Origin of the sequence: [Mycoplasma] cavipharyngis (genome assembly GCF_042984175.1) — a bacterium.
Classification (GTDB): Bacteria; Bacillota_I; Bacilli_A; order Mycoplasmatales; family Mycoplasmoidaceae; genus Mycoplasma_N; species Mycoplasma_N cavipharyngis.
The window spans coordinates 905102-927550 of sequence record NZ_CP155569.1 but is presented as its reverse complement, the minus strand read 5'-3'; the positions used below and the strand labels follow the sequence as shown (position 1 = coordinate 927550).

At 23.7% G+C, this 22449-nt stretch carries 14 protein-coding genes and 1 pseudogene; 5 read left to right on the top strand and 10 right to left on the bottom strand.

Going from position 1 to position 22449, the window contains the following annotated elements; translation table 4 throughout:
* Positions 1-30: 30 nt before the first annotated feature.
* From MCAV_RS03655 to MCAV_RS03645, 3 genes and pseudogenes are all read left to right on the top strand, one after another.
* Positions 31-651 (top strand): annotated as a pseudogene (locus MCAV_RS03655) (DEAD/DEAH box helicase family protein); the annotation flags it as partial.
* Positions 652-3414, top strand: a complete 2763-nt coding sequence (locus MCAV_RS03650) for a helicase-related protein (RefSeq protein WP_391592251.1) — start codon at positions 652-654, stop codon at positions 3412-3414. It abuts the pseudogene before it with no gap.
* Positions 3378-4352 carry a type ISP restriction/modification enzyme gene (locus tag MCAV_RS03645; protein WP_391591766.1) on the top strand — a complete coding sequence of 325 codons (975 nt, stop codon included), beginning with the start codon at positions 3378-3380 and terminating at the stop codon, positions 4350-4352. The genes MCAV_RS03650 and MCAV_RS03645 overlap by 37 nt, the downstream gene beginning before the upstream one ends.
* Before the next feature lie 620 nt (positions 4353-4972).
* On the opposite strand, the gene MCAV_RS03640 is transcribed toward MCAV_RS03645, so the two are convergent.
* The 8 genes from MCAV_RS03640 to MCAV_RS03605 all read right to left on the bottom strand — a co-directional run bounded on the left by MCAV_RS03640 (position 4973) and on the right by MCAV_RS03605 (position 17172).
* Complete coding sequence (locus MCAV_RS03640) at positions 4973-6130, bottom strand: Mbov_0400 family ICE element protein (protein ID WP_391591765.1); 1158 nt, start codon at positions 6128-6130, stop codon at positions 4973-4975.
* 211 nt (positions 6131-6341) lie between these two features.
* The gene (locus MCAV_RS03635) at positions 6342-7271 is read right to left on the bottom strand and encodes an Mbov_0400 family ICE element protein (protein WP_391591764.1); all 930 of its coding nucleotides are present in this window, start codon (positions 7269-7271) and stop codon (positions 6342-6344) included.
* 524 nt (positions 7272-7795) lie between these two features.
* Positions 7796-10402 (bottom strand): hypothetical protein, encoded by a 2607-nt coding sequence (locus MCAV_RS03630; protein WP_391591763.1) that lies wholly within the window; start codon positions 10400-10402, stop codon positions 7796-7798.
* 112 nt (positions 10403-10514) lie between these two features.
* Positions 10515-13112, bottom strand: a complete 2598-nt coding sequence (locus tag MCAV_RS03625) for a hypothetical protein (RefSeq protein WP_391591762.1) — start codon at positions 13110-13112, stop codon at positions 10515-10517.
* A 171-nt stretch (positions 13113-13283) separates the two neighbouring features.
* Entirely contained in the window at positions 13284-14090 is an 807-nt protein-coding gene (locus MCAV_RS03620) for an HAD-IIB family hydrolase (RefSeq protein ID WP_391591761.1), read from the bottom strand.
* On the bottom strand, positions 14083-14694 hold the full coding sequence (locus tag MCAV_RS03615) for a hypothetical protein (RefSeq protein ID WP_391591760.1): 612 nt from the start codon (positions 14692-14694) through the stop codon (positions 14083-14085). Before MCAV_RS03615 ends, MCAV_RS03620 begins: the two co-directional genes overlap by 8 nt.
* Before the next feature lie 2 nt (positions 14695-14696).
* Positions 14697-15647 (bottom strand): RluA family pseudouridine synthase, encoded by a 951-nt coding sequence (locus MCAV_RS03610; RefSeq protein WP_391591759.1) that lies wholly within the window; start codon positions 15645-15647, stop codon positions 14697-14699.
* Between the two features lie 127 nt (positions 15648-15774).
* Positions 15775-17172: a hypothetical protein gene (locus MCAV_RS03605; RefSeq protein ID WP_391591758.1), complete on the bottom strand. Its 1398-nt coding sequence runs from the start codon at positions 17170-17172 to the stop codon at positions 15775-15777.
* Between the two features lie 421 nt (positions 17173-17593).
* Between MCAV_RS03605 and MCAV_RS03600 the strand changes: the two genes are divergently transcribed.
* Entirely contained in the window at positions 17594-18244 is a 651-nt protein-coding gene (locus tag MCAV_RS03600) for a hypothetical protein (protein ID WP_391591757.1), read from the top strand.
* On the opposite strand, the gene MCAV_RS03595 is transcribed toward MCAV_RS03600, so the two are convergent.
* Positions 18233-19387 carry a lysylphosphatidylglycerol synthase domain-containing protein gene (locus tag MCAV_RS03595; protein ID WP_391591756.1) on the bottom strand — a complete coding sequence of 385 codons (1155 nt, stop codon included), beginning with the start codon at positions 19385-19387 and terminating at the stop codon, positions 18233-18235. The two genes, MCAV_RS03600 and MCAV_RS03595, sit on opposite strands and share 12 nt — an antisense overlap.
* A 167-nt stretch (positions 19388-19554) precedes the next feature.
* On the opposite strand from MCAV_RS03595, the gene cmk reads away from it, so the two are divergent.
* Complete coding sequence (gene cmk / locus MCAV_RS03590; protein WP_391591755.1) at positions 19555-20238, top strand: (d)CMP kinase; 684 nt, start codon at positions 19555-19557, stop codon at positions 20236-20238.
* 15 nt (positions 20239-20253) lie between these two features.
* Here the strand turns inward: cmk and MCAV_RS03585 are convergent, their stop codons facing one another.
* Complete coding sequence (locus MCAV_RS03585) at positions 20254-22446, bottom strand: ribonuclease J (protein WP_391591754.1); 2193 nt, start codon at positions 22444-22446, stop codon at positions 20254-20256.
* Positions 22447-22449: the final 3 nt, after the last annotated feature.

Here is a 22449-nt window from a genome sequence, read left to right as displayed (position 1 = left end):
AGTTAATTTGATCAATATGCAAAACTAGCAATTGTTGAAAAAAAACACTTAAAACCACATCAAAAAGCAGCAGTTAATGATGTTATTAAAGGTTTTGAAACTCATGATCGTGGTAAATTGATCATGGCTTGTGGTACAGGTAAAACTTTTAGTGCACTAAAAATTGTTGAAAAACTTTATGAACAATACCATCAAGCTAATCAAGCTTTTAATGTGCTTTATTTAGTACCATCAATTTCTTTATTAACACAAACTATTATTGAATGAAAATCTCAAACCGAATTTAAAGATGTCAGACCTTTTGGGATTTGTTCAGATGCTACTGCAGGTCAAGATAAAAAAGTTAAAAAGTAATTTGATCAATTTGTTGATGATCTATCTGAAATGCCAATTAATGCAACTACTAATGTAGATTTAATTGCTGAAGAATATAATAGTTGTTTTCGTAAAGTTAACATTTTCTTTTCAACTTATCAATCAATTGATGTTGTGATTCAATTAGCTAAAAAATATAACATTATTTTTGATGTTGCTATTTGTGATGAAGCACATCGAACAATTGGTGGTTATATTGAAAATGATAAACAACAAACTTCTAATTTTAAAAAAATTCATGATAATTCTAATGTGTTTGTCAAAAAACGATTATATATGACAGCAACAGAAAAAATCTATACTGATAACGCAAAAAACCAAGCAAAAAATCAAGGGTATGAAGTTTATTCAATGGATGATGAAACACATTATGGACCTTTATTTCATTGCTTAAATTTTGGTCAAGCAATTAGTCAAGGTCTTTTATCTGATTATCGTGTTATTGTTTTTGAAGTTCAAAATAGTGAAGCTATTAAAGGTTTATTAAATATTGATACTTATACTAATGCTAAAGTAATTGCAGCATTAAATGCAATTTCAAAAAAATCAGTTATTAATGCAATTGCCAATCTTAATCATAATTATGAAGATTTAAGTAATGATTTAGATGATCCAATGAAACGGGTAATTGCTTTTTGTTCAACTATTAAAAAAGCCGAACATGTTGCTAACGTATTTAATCAATTTAAAACAAGTAAATATTTAGAAGAAAATAAATTTATTGTTCCTGAAGCAAAATTAATTGAAGGAAAATTTAGTTCCACTGAAAAAAGAAAATTAATAGATTGATTAAGTGCAGATGTTAAAAATAATTGTTGTCATATTTTAACTAATGCCCGCTGTTTAACTGAAGGAGTCGATGTTCCTTCATTAGATGGTGTGATTTTCATGGATGAAAAACAATCACAAGTTGATATTATCCAAGCAGTGGGAAGAGTAATGCGTAAGGGTGATGGCAAAAATATGGGTTATGTCATCATTCCTGTTTTTGTTAATGATGATAAATTAATTGATCAAAAATTATCAGAAAATAATGATTATAAAACAGTCTGAAAAGTAATTGCGGCACTAAGATCGCATGATGAAAGAATTGATAATCAAATTAATAAAATTGGTTATACAGATAAATTACCTGAAAATATTTGAGTTGTTAGATTAGCCAAATTTATTTCTCCTGATGCATTTAATGATCAAGCAGCATTAGATACTGATCAACCTGATTCTAATAATAGCGAAAATTTTAAATTACCAACTGAAGCTGATTTTAAACATATTGAAAATTTTAAAAGCGTTTTAGTTAAAAAATGTGGCAATCGTCTTTATTGAGAAGATTGATCTAAAGACATTGGTAATGTTACTAATAACATTGCTCTTAAAATTAAACAACAATTAGAAAATAATCAAAAATTAAATAAATCTTTTAATGTTTTTTTGAAAAAAATTCAAAAATTATTAAATCCAACAATTAATCAATTAGAAGTAATAAATATGTTAGCTGAACATGTTGTTACTTTACCAGTTTTACAAACGATTTTTCAAGATCAAAAAATGATTGATGATAATCTTGTAACTCAATTAATGAAGTCAATGGTACAAAAATTTCATGGACTTGAAAATGAAAAAGAAAACTTGCAAAATTTTTATGATTCAGTAATTAAAAGAGTTGAAGGAATTAATTTAACAGAAGGTAGACAAGAATTAATTAGAACGCTTTTTGAAAAATTCTTTCAATATGCTTTACCTAAAACTGCAGAAAAATTTGGCATTGTTTATACGCCAATTGAAATTGTTGATTTCATTATTAATTCTGTTAGTGAAATTCTAAAAAAAGAATTTAATCAATCAATCGCAAAAGAGAATATTAAAATTCTTGATCCATTTACAGGAACAGGAACTTTTATTGTTCGATTATTAGAAAAATTTAAAGAATTAGGTGCAGATAATCAAACCTTAAAAAACAAATATTTAAATGATGTTTGGTGTAATGAAATAAGTTTATTAGCTTATTATATTGCTTTAGTTAATATTGAAGATACTTATAGTCGATTAACTAATGAATATTTATCTTTTAATCATGCTGTTTTAACTGATACATTTCAGTTATCAGAAAAACGCTCTAATGAAAATATTTCTTTATTTGAAAATGATTATCCATTTCAAGAAGTTCATAATAAGGCTAAAGAAGAAGATAAAACAGATATCAAAATTATTATTGGTAATCCACCATATTCTGGAAGACAAAGAAATACTGCTGATAATAATAAAAGAACCACTTATTTTAATTTAGATCAAAAAATTAAAGAAAAATATATAGATGGTTCATATAATTCAAATTCACTTTATGATTCTTATATTAGAGCATTTTGTTGAGCGACTGATCGTTTAGATGATCAAGGAATTGTTGGATTTGTTACTAATGGTGGTTTTATTACGAGTCTTGCTTTTAGAAAATTTCGAGAATCATTAAAAAAAGAATTTTATCAAGTTTATATTTTTAATTTAAAAGGTAATTATAGAAAATATGATCCAAAAGAAGGCGGTAATGTTTTTGGTAATAAATGTGGTACAGCTGTAAGTATTGTTTTTCTTGTAAAAAATAACAATAAAATTTCTGAATCATTTATTAATTATTATCAAATTGCTGATAATTTAAAAACTCAAGAAAAACTAAAATTAATTAAAGATAGTAAATCGATTTATAATTTAGAATTTGAAAAAATTACTCCTGATAAAAATAATGATTGAATAAATAAAACAAATAGTGAATTTTCTAAATTTATTAGTTTAGGTAATAAAAAAAATAATGAAATATCTATATTTAATAAACATTACTCTTTAGGAATAGCAACAGCTAAAGATAAATGAGTTTATTCTTTTAATAAACAAGCACTAAAAAAGAAGATGAATGAATATATTAAAGAATTTAATAGATTAGTATATGAATTACATAATGATTTAAGTTTAAGATCGTTGATTAATTCTAAAAATAAACAAAAAAAGTTATGGAATATATTCATAAAAATTCTAATCCAAAAATAAAAGTTAGTTATTTTCAATCTTCTATAGCATTAAAAAATGAGTTAATTAATCAAGAAAAAAATAATATTCGTATTTGTTATTATAGACCTTTTGTTAAACGTTATCTTTATTTTAATGAACAAATTATTGAAAATAAATATCGTTGACTAAATATATTTCTTCAAAACAATACAAAGAATATTTTAATTGCCACATCAGGAACATCAGAATCATCAGATTTTAGTTGTTTAGCAATAAAAGAATTAACAGATCTACATTTTATTGGAACTGCTCAATGTTATCCATTGTATTGATATAAAACAAATAAAGAACCTAATTTATTTGTGAATGATTCAGAGATTAAAGATTATACAATCAATTTAGAAATAGTAACTTCATTTAAAGAAAAATATAATGATCTAAATATTACTGCTTTTCATATATATATATATATATATATATATGCAATGTTGCACAGCAAAATTTATCAACAAAAATATTACAACAATTTAACAAAAGAATCTCCACGAATTCCGTATTTAAAAGACTTTTGAAAGTATGTTGAAATAGGACAAAAATTAATGGATCTACATGTGAATTATGAAGAAATTTCACCTTATCAAAATGTTGAAATCGATATCAAAAAAGAAGACTATACAATTAAAAAATTAAAATTTTCTAATGATCGAACTGAAATTAAATTTAATGAATATATTACTATTAAAAATATTCCTACTCGTGCTAATCAATATAAAGTAGGTGGCAAATCCCCTTTAGAATGAATTGTTAATCAATATAAATATTCAGTTGATCCTGAATCAGGAATTGTCAATGACCCTAACAAATTTGATGAAATTAAAGGTGGTAAATATGTTTTTGATTTAATTTTGTCACTAATTACACTAAGCTTAGGAACACTAGATTTAATTGCTCAATTACCAGAATATCAAGAAATTTAATTAGCACTAAAATAATTAATTTAATTATTAAAAAAACATCTCTTTGTTTTTATTAGAGATCTTTTTTATTGAACAAAAATGATTTTGAACCAATAAACGGATTTGAAGATAATAACAACAAATATCTCAAAAAATATGATAACAATACATTACATCATAACAGAGTCTATCAGGAATCGTTTTTAGTTGATAAAATTTGATTAAATTGTTCAATTCATTGTTCAATAAATTGATCCCATTCTTTTGTTTTTAGTTTGATTAAATTTATTGATTTAATTAAATCGGCAATTAATTCATATTTTCAATCACAAATTTTTAATCGTTGATTGAAATTTTAAATAATTATTTTTAGGTTTTTTTAATACTTAATCTTTAATTGATTAATAAACTTTTTTAATTTAGAATTATTAAAATATTGATTTCATAAATTTTTCAAAAATTGCATTATTTTTAGTTTGATCGCATTATTAAAAATATGATATTAATTTAAAATTCATTAATTCATTAAACTATTGCTTCAAATATTTAAATTGATATCTTTTAATAAAATTTGTTCAATAAAAAAATCAGCACAATTAATGCTGATTGTTTTGATAATTATTAATTAAATTATTAATTAATTATTGTTTTTTGTGATAGTCTATATGATATGGATTTATTTTTAAATATTTAAAATTAACTTCTTGAATGTATTCATTTATAATCATGTATTTAAGATAATATTTTTCCTTTAAAATATCATTAACATCAACTTCAATTCCTTGATTATTTAAATGTTCTAATAAGATTTCATTTGTTTTTGGATCAACAATTTTATAAACCAAATCAGAATCACAATTCTTTTTTAAGGTCACTAATTCTGTTGGATTTAAAATTAATTTTGTTTGATCTAAATTTTTTAGTCATTCAGTTAACAACGTTATTAGTTTCTCATATTCTTCATATGACATTGTTTTTTTTAATGGAACATATTTGTTTGATAATAAATTTTTCAAATTTTGATCAAATTTTTCTAATCCATCTTTAATATCTTCATTAGATAAATTTTTGTTTTGAAAATAGTTTCAATTATCAATAAATAATTTTTCAATTTCATCGCAAAAATCTGTATTTTTATCAATATGATATCTATATTGACTATAATGATAATGATAATCTTCATCAAAACCATTATTAATACTTTCACAATTTCGTAAAATTTTAAATGTAGCTTTACAGCGGTTTTTAATTAAAAATCGATAAACTTTATCATATTTTGTTTTTTCTTCATCAATTAATTGATCATATTCATAATCAAGCAATTCTCTATGAGCATATTCAGTTCTACTAATAAATTTATTTAAATCTTGATCAAAATTTACTGTAATTAATGAACATAATGGTGGTTTTTGTCGTAAGTTTTTTATTAAAGTACAATAAATTCATGACCCATATACTGGATCAATTTCTTCTATATTATAAATTTCTTTTCAATTCATAAATCGATCAAATTCTTCTTGCTTAATATTAAAAATTTTAGTTGTATCAATATAATAATCTTGGTCCAAAAATTTATTTTCATTAGAATTTTTAGGAACAAAAATTTCTTTATTTTTAATTTTTTTTAAATTTCCATCATTATCTCTAGCACTACGCATTTTTAAATAGCGATAATCATAATTATCATCAGGAAAATAAACAACAAATGGACGATTTTCTAAATTTTTTTCTAATTCACTAAAAGTTACTTCTGCTTTTTTATCAGGAATTATTGTTTTTAACTTTAAATCTAGATTCATAATTATTCCCCTTTTTTTAATTAGATTTATTTTATTAAATTTTTTAATTTTTTTTACTACTAAAAATTCGTTTGAATGCCTAATAATTCATTAATTCATGAAATTATCTCTTCAAATATTCTTAAATTGATATTTTTTAATAAGGTTTGTTTAATAAAAAAATCAGCACAATTAATGCTGATTAATTTTAATTATTATTAAATATTACTTCTTATCGTTCGTATGAATTTGATTTTTTGGTTTTTTCTGCTTGTTCTTCTTGTTCTTCTCTTATTTTTTCCATTTCTTGATAAGTATGATATTGAATATAATTGTTTTCTTTTAAAAAGTTTTCAAACTCGATAATATTTTTAATTTTATATGGTCGATTAGGATCAGAAGCCGCTTTAAAAACTTTAATTTTTTGATATTGTAACTTTTCATAAATCGCATCTAAGGGCTCGTGTAATGAAAAAAAGTCATTTCAATAATAATTACTTTCTTCAGAAATACAACAAGCAATATCTTCGCAAAGTTGTTTGTTAGTTCATGCAGGTCAAAAAAAGTTAGGAGCGTTTTCATGAACGGTTTTTTTCAAATTTTCAAATTCAATGCTTCACTTTTCTTTGATTTCATCAGATTCTTTCTCTATTTTTTTTTGTAATAATCTTCATTCATGATTTAATAATTCTTCATGAGCATACTCGGTTTTGCTAATAAATTTGTTTAAATTTTGATCATAACTAACTTTCATTATTGAACAAAAGGGTGGTTTTTGATTTAAGTTATGTAGTACTTCATAATAAATATCTAATCCTTTAATTGGATCAATTGAACCAATAGAATGAGAATTATTTGGATCAACATATTTTTCAAGTTCAGATCTTTTAATGTGATAAATCTTAGTAGGATCAACATAAGAATCGTTTTTTAATATGCCTTTAGCATTAGGATTTGCAGGAAGAAAAACATCATTAAAATTAGGTTTTTTAAATCTTCCATCATCATCTCTAGCACTACGAATTTTTAAATAACAATATTCATCTTCACGTTCTAAATAAAGAATAATAATTGGATGATGTCCTAATTTTTGACCCAATTCATTAAAAGTAATGTCAGTTTTATTTTTAGTAAAAATTGGCTTCATTTTTTCAATATTCATCTTTATTTACTCCTTTTTAATTAGATTTATTTTATTAAATTTTTTTGATATTACCCATCTTTTAAATCTAAGAAAAAATTTGTCTGATTTTGATTCTTGTTTTTAAATATGATTAACTAGTATGCAGTAAGTTTTTTGTTCAAGATTAGTGCTGAATTTAGTCTTTTTTAAGAACTAATTTCTTTCTTTTACTTTAATAAAATTTTTTAAAACAGTTGTTTGATTTTTGAAATAATTATTTTCCTTTGATTAATTGTGAATTTTTCAAGATTTATTTTTACAAATTGACATGGATTTTTAAAAAATTTATTGTTCAATCGTTTTTGAATTTAAAATTTTTTGAAAGTTATGAACCATTTTAATATTTTTGCTTATGGATAAAAATTATTTTTTAATGAATCAAAATTAGTTGAAGAAAATAAAAAAACATCCTAATTTGTTGTTAGGATGTTTTTGTTGATAATTTCTAGAATTCCATCAACTTTAAGATAATTTCTAAAACTATATCTCTACTGATGATTTTTTTATAAAAGAATTGTTAGTAAGTATGATAATCCAGAAACACTAACAATTAAAAGAATTGCTCCAATAGTAATGATCATTGATTTTCTTAATTGGTATTTTCTACTATTTAATTTCATACCCCTAACAATCATTCCAATTGAACTAATAACAATTAATGAACTAATTCCAGTGAATGCGTAAGATAAATTTTTTTGGGTTTGATTTAGAGCTAAATTAATTTCTTCAGGACTATATTTTTCAATTAAACTAGTAAGTGCTTTAAATGTGTTTAAATTATTTTCTGATCGATTAATAAAATCAATTAAATCTAAAAATTCTGGTTTTAAAGTGGCATTAGGATTAGTTAATGACTCTTCTTGAGTTTGATTAATTTGATTAAATAAACCTTGAGCAAATTTACTTTTTAAATTAATTCCTGCTTTAATTAATTGTTTTTCTAAACGATTTTTTAATTGCTGATAATCTTGATAACTTTTAATACTTTCAGGTGTTAATTTATGTGATTGTTTAATTAAATCATGATAATTTTCACTAAAGATTTTCAGATTTTGATTAATCGAACGATTATTGAATTCAGGATCACTTTTTGTTTTTGCTAAAGCTTTTTGATAAATATTATTTAAGTTAGAAGCTGATAAATCATCATCTAATTTTTCTTTTGCAATTATTTCTTTAGTTAGAAATAAAGCCAATTGATCAAAATTACTTAAATCTTTACTAAAGTCATTAAGATCAAAACTAGTAACATAAGTAAGAGATTTATTAGTAGTTAATGGATGATTTAAAGTAATTAAAGTGGTAATTTCTAATTTTGGATCTAATGAATTTTGATTTTTAGAAATTATTGAAATTGGTTGATAATTAAAAATTGAATTAGGATTATCGTATTTTAAATCATCTTTTTGCAATGTAGAAATTGCTTCTGCTTGAAAATTGTTATTAATAATTTTTGGTTTTAAATGTGGGGCTTGATTTAATAATGATTGTTCTAAATCAAAATCTAAATGATAAGTGAAATGTTTGAAACTATTTTTTTCTTCATGTCTAAAATCAGATCTATAAGCATGTTCATTGAAATTATAATAACCTATTAAAGTAATTTGATATTGATTAATATTAGATCCAGTTTCAATTTCTTTAATTTTTAAAAATAGATTTCTCTTGTTCAAAAAAGATCCTAAATCATTGATAAGTTTGAAATCATAATTATCAAATTTTTGATTTTTTATAAATCGATCAATTGCACCTTCTTTTAATTCAAGATAAGCATTAGGTTGTTTTGAAATTGTTTCAAAAAGTAATTGAAAAATTTGATATGCTGATTCTTCAACAGTATTTTGATAATTAAAATCAGATTGGTTGGAAATAAAAGCATTATTTAATTGTAATGTTCAATTAAGTTTTGGTGAAATATCAGGATAATATGAACTATCATCACCAATAACTTTAAATTCAACTAATTTAACATCGTTTTTTAAATTATCAAAAATATTATTGTTAAATGAAATATCATTTAAATCACTAAAATTTAAATTTCATTTTGACTTGAAATCAAAATCTTTAGGATCACGGTTTGATAATTCAGCAATAAATTTTGCTACTTTATCTGGTGTATGATCAGTAAATATTTGATTTTGCTTATTTGCAATCTTATCTTCTAAAAATTTTTTATCTGTTTCAAGTTTGGCATTTAATTTGTTCTCTACATTATTTTGTTCTTTACTTAATCCAGCACGATTAATAATATTACTATTTGCTTTATTAGATGTAATTGCATCAATTAAATTTTGATAATGCTGATTAGTAAAAACTGCATTATATTCTTTATGTGGAATTAATTTTTTAGGAATTAGATCATATCAAGCAAAACCAAAACGATTTGATTTTTTAAAAAGAAGATAATACCAATCAACACCAAAACGGTTATACAATAATGCCCAATTTTTATCAGTTAAATAATTTTTTCAACTATTTAAAAAATTTGTTACAGATTGTTTAATTTCATCATCTCTTAAAGTGTTAAGAACTATTGGATCAAAATTTAGTTGATTGAAATATGAAATTAATGAATTATTTGCACTTAAATATTTTTTATAAGGAAAATATTTTGTGTCAATTGAACTAATCTTATGTTGAAAATATTGGTTTTGAAAATTGTAATTTAAAATATTTTTTAAACGATCAAAAACAATTGGATATCATACACTTGATTTATTAGTTATTTTTGTTAACAGATAAGTTATTGCTTGATCATCAGTTTCTTTTTGTGATTGAGGATAAGAGTTATTATTACTTTTTAACTTATTTTTGAAAATGCGATTAACTTCTTTTAAAGTGAGATCAATTTTTTGATTTAATTCAATATTAGAATAACCTTTAATTTTATTAGTAATTAATGGTTTTGACTTAGAAAGATTTGATGAATTAATTGGTGGTTGATTTCTAGAATGATTATTCTTTTGACTAACTAAAGCATTTTGAATAAAACTTGTTTTAGTTAAATTGGCATGATCATTACTTGATTTATAGCTTAAACCTAAACTAAGAAAAACAGCAGTAGACAAAAAACTAATTCATTTAATGATATGCTTTTGAATATTTTTCATAATGATCACTTCACTTTTTTTATTAGTACCAACTAATCTATATTAATAATTTTATCGAGATTATTTTCTTTTAGCAATAAAATAGTTTTATTTTTAATCTAAATTAATTAAATTAATTTTTTGTTGTACTAATTTCAAAATGAGTAATTGAGGTTCATTTTGATTGTTTGCCTTTAGGAAAAGTAATCGAAAATTCTTTAACAAAATCATTAACCAAAATAGTTCATGCGACATATTTTTTGTTTAATCTTTGAAAAGATTGAACATTAATTTTTTTAGTTTGATTGTTTTGATCAAGATATTTTGGTAATAATTGGCTATTTCCATAATAATCATTATTATTAAATGTATAAACCATTAAATAATTAATGTATCGTCCTTGATTTTTGTTTTTAGGAGTTAATTTAAAAACAATATCACGATTTAATCGATCAGAATACCAATAATTATCATCTTCATATAAAGTATTAGATGCAACATAATATTTAGAAAAATAATAACCTTGAGAATTAGCACTAACACTTCAATATTGATTATTATTTTTAGTAGCAATTAATTGGGGAATTTGATCTAAAGTAATACTGCGATTTTCTTCTTTATTATGATATAGAACTTTATAACGCAAAATTATTACGTCTTTTAAGTTTCTTTTTGTTTTAAAAAAGCCATCAAATTTTACTTTTTGATCATTAAATAATTTTTGAATTGCTGTACTTTGATTACCGATTTTAGTAATATATTGTGCTGGATAATTATTTAAATTAGTAATATTAGCATCAGTTTGAATTGTTTGATCAATTTTTCTTAAATAACTATTTTTACTTAAAATATTTACTGATTTATTATTAAAGTTATCTTTATCTGGAATTGTTAATCATGAATTAGAATTATTAGTTTTCTGAACTTCTAATTTTTTTAATGTTAAAGTTTGATTGTCTGATTCATTTAAACCACTATTAGTAATGGTGTGCAAAATTTGATTATTAGTTTGTTTAGTTGTAACAAAGTCTTGATAAACTTTTTCAGTTACAGTTGTTGCTCCATTAATTTTTTGAGAAAAAGTAATTTTGTATTTTAAAGGTTCACTATTATTAAAATTATGATTAACAACAAATGATGCTTGTAAAGTTGCTTCATTAAAATTATTAAATTGTACTAATTTGGCATTTAAATCAAAATTAAACGGAAATGAACTAAAATTATTTACTTCATTATTTAAATCAATTCCTTCAGTAATAATATTTTGATTGTATTTTAAAGAAAAATGATTATTAATCATCAAACTTGATTGACTATTTGTTAAGATTTGTTGTAAATCAGTAATTTGATAATTAGTATTTAAATTTAAGTCATCAAGAAGAAACTCTAATTCATTTTTATTTTGATCATTTATTTTAGCTATAACAAATTTAGTTTCTTGATGATTCAATTGATTTTGTGTTAATCCAACTACTTCTTGATCTTTTTTAATTTTATAAGCTAGTTGATAAGTTTTATTATTTTTTTCATCACGCGCAATTTTTTTCAAATGAACTTTAACTTTAGCTGAACCAACATTTTTTTCAACTGTTAGTTTATCAATTAAAGTAAACTCAATCACTAAATTATTTTGTTCACTAGTTGAAAAAATAATTTCATTTGTTGAAGCATTAGTTACACTTCTTTTTGCTCTTAATGAATTAGTTGTATTATCTGAATTATTTTTTGGACTAATTTGTTGCTGATCATTAAAAACAATTTTTTGTAAAAAATAAGTTTGATTAAGATCTAAATTATTTAATGTAAATTGATATTGTGTTTTATTTTTATTAATTTTTTCACTACCATGAAATTGTAATTCTTGATTTTGCTTATTAACAGTTGGTGTTTGACTAATAATTAATGGTTGATCATTAGCAATAACATAATATAAAGTTGGAAATTTGTTTTCTAGTTTTTGAAAGAAATTATTGTTTGTAGCATTGGCACTAAAATCAAGAGTAAGTTTAATGTTATTAATATCTGTTTTAGTTAGTGTGGTTTTGATCATTTGCGCCAAACTTGAAACATCATTAGTTTGAGCATTTAATTGCTCTTGTGTTTTATTATCAAGTTGTGGTGGTGTTTTAGTTGATTCAACAATTGGTTCTACTGGTTTAACACTTGGTTTAACTGGTTGAACAGCTGGTTTAGGATCTGTAGTTGGTTTTGTTTCTGTTGGTTTTGGATCTAAAGTCGCACTTGGTACTGGATTTTTTGTTGTTTCTAATTGGTTCAGATCATTAATTTTAGCATCATTTTTAAAAACAAAAACAAAAGGAGATTTAGGAACAATATTAAGAGTATTTTGGTTTGATTTTTGAACAATTTGACTAATACGATACTCTTCATTAGGAATTAGATCAGCAAGATTAAAAAGATAACTAACTTGATCAGGTTTTAAATCCAATTGTTTAATAATTGGTTGCTGATCATTTTTTTTAACTAAAAATAATGCAACTTTAGCACCATTTTCTTTTTGAATTGCTGAAACAGTATTAAAAACAAGATTTAATGTTTGATCACGTTCGTTAAATTTAATTTGTTTTAAATAATCATTATCATTACTTAAATTTCTTATTAGACTTAAAGGAGTGGCAATAACAATAGCAGATAAAGCAATTAGTGAAACTGAATAGAAAATAAATTTAAAACGAAACTTTTTATTACCAAATTTGTTTTTAATATTCATGTAAAATTTTTATTATTAGAATTATAAGGTATTAATTAATTTATTAATCAGATAGTGATCAAAATGATTGTTTTTACTATTAAACAATCATCAGAAATGATCTTAATTCTTAATAAAATTAATTTTAGAACAGCATTATAACAGAATATCAAACATTTTTGATATAAATTTTTATTTAATGTTGAAAATTTTAATTAATTCATTTGCTACTCCACACTGATCATTCCCTTTTTCAGTAATGTGTTTAGCATAAATTTTAGCTTGATTAATACCACTAGCTAAAGCATAAGTATTACATGGCATTTGTAGCATTGTAATATCATTAATGTTATCACCAAAGAGATAAATATTGCGATAATCAACATTGTAATAACTAGCTAAAAATTCTATGCCTAATTTTTTAGTAGCATAAGGAACACCAATTTCCATAAAATAGATTTCTTTATTGGCATATTCTCAACACTGAATTAGTAAATTAGCAGCAATTTTTTTCACCCGACCAAATAAATAATTAACTGAACTTTTACATTTGAATTTAGTTCTTATATAAACAATTTCATGATGACACTGATGAAAATTTTGATTTAAAAACTGTTGAATTTCTTTTTCACTTTTAAAAAGATAGTTTTGATCAACAGTAATTAATGAAGTTCATTCCATATCATCAATAAATACTGGATCAGATAGAATTTCCACTAAAAAACTACGATCAAAAGTAAAATGGCGCGGTTTAAAATTGCTATCAGTATAATTAACAATTTGACATGAATTACAACAAATAGTAACTGTATTTAAACTTAATTGCTGATAAATTTTTTTAGTTTCTTCTCAACTTCTTCCTGTTGCTAAACAAATAATGACATCAGAACGTTGCTGATTTAATTTTTTAAAAGTATCAATCGTAAATTGATCTAATTGGTGTTGGGGATTTAATAATGTTCCATCAATGTCACAAACAACTAAAATACGTTTATTCATTTTCATTTTTTCTTATTCTTAGTGGATCTTTTACATAATTAGTTTTTAGTAATGCTGGTTCTAAAACTAAATGAAAATTATTTAAATTTTCTAAAACAGCCACTTTATGTTCTTCTAAATTCATTCAAGTAATTTTATTTGGTTTTATTTGCTTTTGTTCAAGATAATGATCAAGTTCACTTTTTGGTAAATAAACTTCAATTAATTTTTGTTTCTCAACATGAGCAAGATAAAAATTATTAGAATTATCTTCAATAATAATGGCATTAGCTTTAGCATACAACAAATGCAATTTTAAATTACTAATAACATATAAAGGAATATTTTGAAAACATGCTAAAGTTTTTGTTGTTAAAGTTAATAGCCGATCAGCATTAAATTTGGATGGACCATGATTAATATAAATTGCTGATAAATCATTTTTAGTTAAACTATTTTGACTTAAAAATTGTCTGACATGAATTAATAGTGAATCACTAATTTTATTTTGCATAATTGTTTGTGATTTAATACTAATTGATTTTGCTGTTGTTTTAATTAAAATTAAAATTACTTCATCTTTTAGATTACCAAAATATAAACTATATTTAGTTTTATTGTTCATTGTTAAATTTCCTTAAATCTTAATTGTTGGTATTTAGCTTCAAATTCTTCTGGTCAAGCAACTTGAAAAACTAATTTTTGCTTGGTGATCGGATGATTTAATTGAATGTATCCTGCATGTAAATACTGACCAAAAGGATCATTAACAATTTTATGTCCATAAAGATAATCATTTAAAACGGGATGATTAATATGAGCTAAATGGACCCGAATTTGATGGGTTCTACCTGTAAGTAAATTACATTCAACTAATGTGTGATTGTGTAATGCTTCAATTTCACTAACTTCTGTTATTGCTTCTTTAAGATCTTTAGTAGCATTAACACGCATTTTTAAAGTTCCATTATTAGATCGACCAATTGGTAAATTAATTTTTATTTTTTTAGCAGGTAATTTTCCTTGAACAATAGCATAATATTTTTTAACAATTTTTTTTGTAGCAAAGTCAGCTAAAATTTGTTTTAGAGCTAATTCTGTTTTAGCAACAATCATTAAACCAGATGTTTCTTTATCTAAACGATGGCTTAAACCATTACGTAACAAATTAATTTGATTTTTTTGTTGTTGTCAATAAAAACTTAAAAAATCAGTTATCGTATCATTTTCGTTTTTAATTGTTGGGTGTGATAATATACCTGATGGTTTATTAATAATTAAAAGATGATCATCTTGATAAACAATGATAATTTTATTTCAAAGATCAGATCATTTCAAATCTTGATTAGTTTGTTCACTTGTTATAAGTCAATCAATTGGTTTAATTTCAATTTGATAATCACTTTGATCTAAAATAAAACCTGATTTGAGCACAACATTTTGGTTAACTTGAACACAACCATTTTTAATATGTTTTTGTACTTTAGTTTTAGTTCAACCTAAATGATCAACTAAACAAGTATCAAGTCTGATTTTATTTTTAGCTAAATTTTGAAATTTAATTTGATGAACTGGCATGTTGATAATTTTAACAAATTAAAAACTGACTTAATTGTTAGTTTTTAATGATTGAATAATTTCACAAAGCACAATTATTTGTTAAGTTCAATCAAATTATTAAAATTTAATTGAGATTAATTGAATTTTATTGATTTGAAGTTGAATTAGGTTTTGGTGGTGCTAGGAAATTACCTTGAGCAGCAGCAGGATTGTCTTTGGCTAATTGCCCTAATTGAAGTGGATATAAATCTTCAGTAGCTGGAGAATCACTACTTTGATACAATCTATTAATTTGTTGGGTTTTAAATAATAAACTACCACTAACATTTGCTTCAAAAGCACTATCAATCCCAAAAACATTGATTCGCTCATTATTATCAAGTGAATCTAGTAGTTTTTTACCATCATCAATATATCTTTGTGAAACTGTAGGATTAGCTGTTGTTGGTTTAGTATAACTAACATATTCTGGTCCAGAAAAAAGCAGATTAATTCCTGGGTTTAAATTATCTTTATTAGGATTGTAGTTTAAATCTTTAAGCACTATATTAGTTCTACCAAACAAATCAGCAGCAACTTCATAAGCAACTTGAGCATAGTTTTTAGTAATTGAACTAAAGAAACGATAATCTTGATAATAAAAATCTAATTCTTGATTACCTTCAACACCAACAACATAACCGATTTGACGGTTTTCTTGATAATAATCAATTGTCTCTTTAGTACCATCTAAACCAGCAATTGGTAATGTTAGTGTTGTTTTTGGACTAATATTGTTCTTAACTGCATTTTTTAATTGGGGACTATTAAATAAACCTGCACTACGATCAATATTTTCTTTAGTAATAAAAACTCGATCTCTTGGTTCACTTAAGTAGTTATATGCTAATACACCATCTAAAAAATTACGGCTGAATTGATTGTATGCTGGATAATCTGCACCTTGAAAAACACTAATGCCACGATTTTCGCGATTAGCAATAACATTAGCAATATATTTTGAAGCAGCATAACCAATAATATAAGCAGGATTAGTAATATCAAATTGATAAGAAATGGAGCGACCATTAGCAAAATTTTCAGGTAATTTGAAATCGATTGCAACAAAAAAGACTTCATTACTTTCAAAAAAACTTTGATAAATATTTCAATATTCTTTAATTGGTTCTAAATTTTGTTGCCCTACTAAAAATCAGTACTTAAAATAAGGTAGTTTTCTAGCTTCATCATAAGATTCAAAATAAGATGCTTTTAAATTAGGATCTTTATTAGGAAAAAATCTTGGTGCTTGTGTGTTCAATTGCACTGCTGTACGAAAAGCACCATCATAAGTAGCGTGATTAATTGAAAGATCTTTTTGACGTGAAGTTGTTCCAAAAACAGCAACACGATGATTTTTGTTGGCTTGTTGAATCTTAAAACTATTATTTAATTTTACTGGAAAGACATAATCAACTTGATCACACGCTGTTAGAGCGATTGTTAATGGCAAAATGCTTGTAAATAAAACTAATAACTTTTTTTTATAAGATTTCTGTTTCATACTTGCTAAATTCTTAAAATCTGATTGAAAAATTATTATCAAATCTATTGTTTAATTTTTCTTAAATAACTATTGTTGCTAAAACACTTACTATTGAAACTAGATTTTTAGTTAACTAAAAATTCTTATTATATTAATTAAATACTAACTAGTGTTATTAATAAGGAAATTATTGTAATAAAAACAATAATAACTCAATTTTAGTATTATATCAAATTAGATTTAAATCATAGAAATGATTTATCTTATACTAAGTTATTTTTATTTTGAGTTAAAGCAGAATTAAAAAATTACCATTTTTTAAGTCACAATTTAAAAATGGTACTTTTTATTTCTCTTTTTTTCAAAGAAAAACTTTAAGATTTTTATCATAAACAAAATTTTTATTTCAATTTAATAACATTAATAATTTTTGATCTTTATGAAAAACAACCAACTAGATTATATTAAATCTTATCTTAATTATCATGATGCTATGTTAGATTCACACTTAGCAGAAAAGCAATTAGACTATCCTGCTATTGAATTAAAACAAATTTTTATTTTAGGCACTTATTATGCTTATCAATTGATTAATGAAAAACGTTATCAATCATATATTAATAAATATGAACATCGCGAAATTTTAAGTTATGTTTATTTTGCATTTAACTATGCTATAAAACACTTTCGCTGAGAACAAATTAAAAGTTTAAATGCGTTTAAAAATTATTTTTTTCGTCTAATTAATTTTTATACAATGCAAGAATTTAAAATTACAACAAATTGAAAAGTAGTTAATAATTACAAAAAATTGCAAAAAGATGAAAATAATTATTTAAGTTGACCAAAACTAATTGAAACTGATGCAGCAATTGCCCAACAGAAAATTGCCATCATTAAAAGTTTATTGAAAAATCATAAACCACTTTATCTAAAAATTATTGAGGGTAAACTAGCAGGATATTCATCACATGAAATTGCTAAAATTAATCATGTTTCATACCAAACAGTCAAACGCAGTTTTGATTATATTAAAAAAATTATTCGTAAAAAATATCAATCAATTAACGATGTGAAGTTAAACAAATAATGCTTTATTTGGCTTTTTTGTTTTTTTAAGCATAATTTGTTTAATGATTGTTTTTAATCCTAAAACACTAATTCATCCTAAACCAAAAATAAAACTAGCATAACTAGTAAAAAACCTTCAGCCAAAAATAGTACTAGCAATATCATTTTTTTCTGTAGTGTTTAATAAGTTTTGCAATGTTAGTTGTAAAGTTCCTTCAGTATTAGGAATTGGCACAAAATTATTAGCTGTAGTAGCAATATTAACAATGTTAAAAATCGTTGGTCATCTATTAGTTGATACATGATTAAAACTAAAATAAAATAAAACAAAAATGACATATGTTAGTAATGCCATAATTAAATGATTGAACATAATAACTAAACTACTTCATTGCAATAATTCTTTTTTAAATGCTTTTTTATATAAACTATTTAAAACATATTTTTCTTCAATTTGGTTTTTAGTTAAATATTCTAATTTTAATCACTTACGACAATAATTAGTAAAACGAGAAATAATAACGTGAATGTGACGTGAATAATTAATGCTAAATATTAAGCACATCATTAAAATATCAACAAATAAACCAAGTAACATCAAATAATAAATTAAAGTAATTTGACCATTATTAATTTCAGTAGCATGATTAATTGAATAAACAATAAATGATGGTCAAGTAACAATTGTTTGAACTAATGATCATGTCATTAGATTAATCCCAACAACTGAACCAATTTTTTGTTTATTAACCCCTTTACGTGATAACCATCACACAAAATATGGTTCAGAACCAATTGAAAATGGGGTAATAATTTGTAAAAAAGTACCAACAACACTAAAATTTAATCATTCATACCATCGAACCTTGTTTTTTAGTTCTTTTTTTAATTTAATTGCATAATTAAAAATTCGTGCATAAATAGCAAAACAAAAATAAAATACTGATAATAAAATTGCAGATAGTAAAAAATGATCATTTTGATTGTTAATTAGTTTTAAATTATTAACAAATGATCTAAAATCTAAATCTAAAATGAATTTTAGTACTAGAGCAATCAAAACAATTAAAACAATTGTTCAAATAACAATGCCAATAATTTTTTTACGATTAAAAAATTGGTTATTATTTAGTTGATTGGATGAAGTTTTAGGTTGAGACATAATTATTTTTTTCAATTAATTATTTCAAAAAAATCATAAAATAATTTTTTCTTTTTTAATGTAATTAAAATTAAACTAGTAAATAATGATTAGTTTAAAAATAAATTTATTATTAAGTATAATTACAAGTTAGTAAAACAATAATTATTTTTTTATTAATTTTATTTATGATTTTTCAAATTGCAATTGATGGACCTTCTGGTGTTGGTAAAAGTTCAACTGCTAGAAAATTAGCTGAACGTTTAAATTTTCAATATATTAATACGGGCTTATTTTTTCGTGGCCTTGCTTTTGTTTATCAACAAGAAAGAAAGAAAAATCCACAAATTTCTGTTGATCAAATGATGCTTAAATTAAAAAAGAACCGAAGTTTTCAAGCGATTAACAATGAAATTTTTTATCACAAAAAGAAAATTAACGCGCATTTAATTGAACCAACAATTACCAAACTTAGTTCTTTATTATCACAAAATTCTAATGTTCGAGATTATGTTTTATCATTAGAACGAGAAATTGCTAGTAAAAATAATGTCGTTATGGAAGGACGTGATATTGGTACAATTGTTTTACCAAAAGCAATTTTAAAAATTTTTCTAACTGCTTCAGTTGAAATTAGAGCACAACGCAGATATGAAGAATTAAATAAAATTAATCATGGTTCAGCTCTAGATTTAGAAATCATTAAACAAAAAATTATTAATCGTGATCTTGCTGATCAAACTCGTAATTTAGCACCATTAATTAAAGCAAAAGATGCAATTGAAATTGTTTCTGATCACTTAAATTTAGAAGCAGTAATTTTAAAAATTGAGCAATTATTTTTAGAACGAATTAAAAATTTAGATCTTTAATTTTTTAGTTTATTACTATTCTTGCACTAAATCACGATTTAAGTCTGTTGTTTGTTTATCTTCTTGATCAAGTTTTTTATTTTTCTTTGGCACTAATTTAATGGCATGATCTCAAAATTTTGCCTTATTAATGTTTTTGATTTTAACAACAATTACAGGTCTTTTATTTTTTTCATGTCAAATTAATGATGACAATTTAGCAGCAATAAATTTTTCCATTTTGTCTATTGATAAAACTTTTGGTTCAGCTAAAATTTTATTAAGTTCACTATGAATTTGATACATAATTTTTTTAAATAATGCTAATGAATCATATGAATAAAATGAACCTGCAGCAGCTACTGGTGCAACATAGACAATTAGTTTTTGTTTTAAGTCTAAATAAATTTGACTAAAAATAACCCCGTTTTCACTCATTCTTAATCGATCATTAATGATTTTACTACCTTCAAGAGTAGCATGATGAGCATCAATATAAACTTCAGAAGCATCAACTGGATTTGCTGTTGAGTGAGTTAATACATGATTAAATAAGTCTAAAACTTGACCATTACTAATAATAAAAACATTTTCTTTAGCAATCCCTAATTCATTAGCACTCTGTTGTAATTTTCGTAACATTTTATATTCACCATGAATTGGCACTAAATATTTTGGATTAATTAAACTAATTAAAAGTTGTTGTTCCATTTTAGCACCATGACCAGAAGAGTGAATTTTTAAGTTAGCAGAATTATAATAAACTTTACAACCTGATTTACTAATTGTATTAATTAGTTCATCAACACTAACAAAATTACCAGGAATAGCATTAGAAGATAAAATAACTGTATCAGTTGGTTTTAATTTAATTCAAGCATGTCTGCCTTTAGCAATTGTGTTTAATGCCGCTGTTTCTTCACCTTGTGATCCTGTACAAATAATCATAATTTCATTATCAGGATATTTATTAATATCACGTGCTTGAATCATTAGTGAATCATCTAATTTCAAATAGCCAACTTTGCGTGAAACAGCAATATTATTAACCATAGAACGTCCTACAACAATAATTTTGCGATTACGTTTAATGCCAATGCGAATAATTTCTTCAATTCGACCTAAATTAGAAGCAAACGATGTAATTAAAATCTTGCCATGACACGAACTAATTAAGTTATTAATTTCTTTTAAAACATGATTTTCACTCTCATTAAATCCTTCATTTTCAGCATTAGTTGATTCACATAAAAGCACATCAATTTTTCTATGAGCAATTGCTGAAATTTTAATAATATCAGTCTTATCAGCATCACTACTAAAATCAAAGCGAAAATCACCTGATGAAGCAATATTACCATTTGGTGTTCTTACTGCTACACCAAATGAATCAGGAATTGAGTGATTAACCCGATAAAAATCAATTGTTAAGTATTTAGTTTGAAAAACTGATTCATCTGTATAAACTTCCATTTTATGTAAAATAGCATTTTTATGTTCATTGACTTTACGTAAAATTAATTCTGAAGCAATTACAGGTGCATAAACAACAGGAACATTAATTTGTTTTAGTAAATATGGTACACCACCAATATGATCTTCATGACCATGAGTGACAATTAAGGCTTTAATTTTTTTTTCATTTTCTTTTAAATAAGCAAATGAGGGAATAATTCCTGAAATACCAGGCAAATCTCTTTTATTAGCAAACTTAATACCACAATCAATAATGATAATTTCATCATGATGTTCAATGCAGTACATGTTTTTACCAATTTCTTCAATCCCACCTAAAACATAAATTTTAGTTGGAATTGAACAAGGTTTAGACCGATTTTTTTGAAATCGAGCCTTTCTTTTATGATCATTTTCTAAATGTTCTAAACCAGATAATTTCATTTTAGGAATTCTAGATGTTTCAACAAAATTTTCACTACCAAGAAAGTTACGAGCAAATGTTGTTTCATTTTTTGATGATGATGGACTAGTTAAATTATTTGGTTGGGATTTAGTTTTTTTATTAGAATGTGATTTTTTTCTATTTTTATTAAAAGAATTTCTTCTTAAATGTTCATTTGGATTTAATGGTTTTTGATTTTGATTAACAAAAGATTGATCATCATGATTTTCAGATGGTTCTTTTACTGTTGATTGTTCAACTAAAGTTGGTTCATTTTTAGTTTGATTAGAATTTTTATTTGATAATTTTTCAGCTTTTTTAAAGTTCATAAG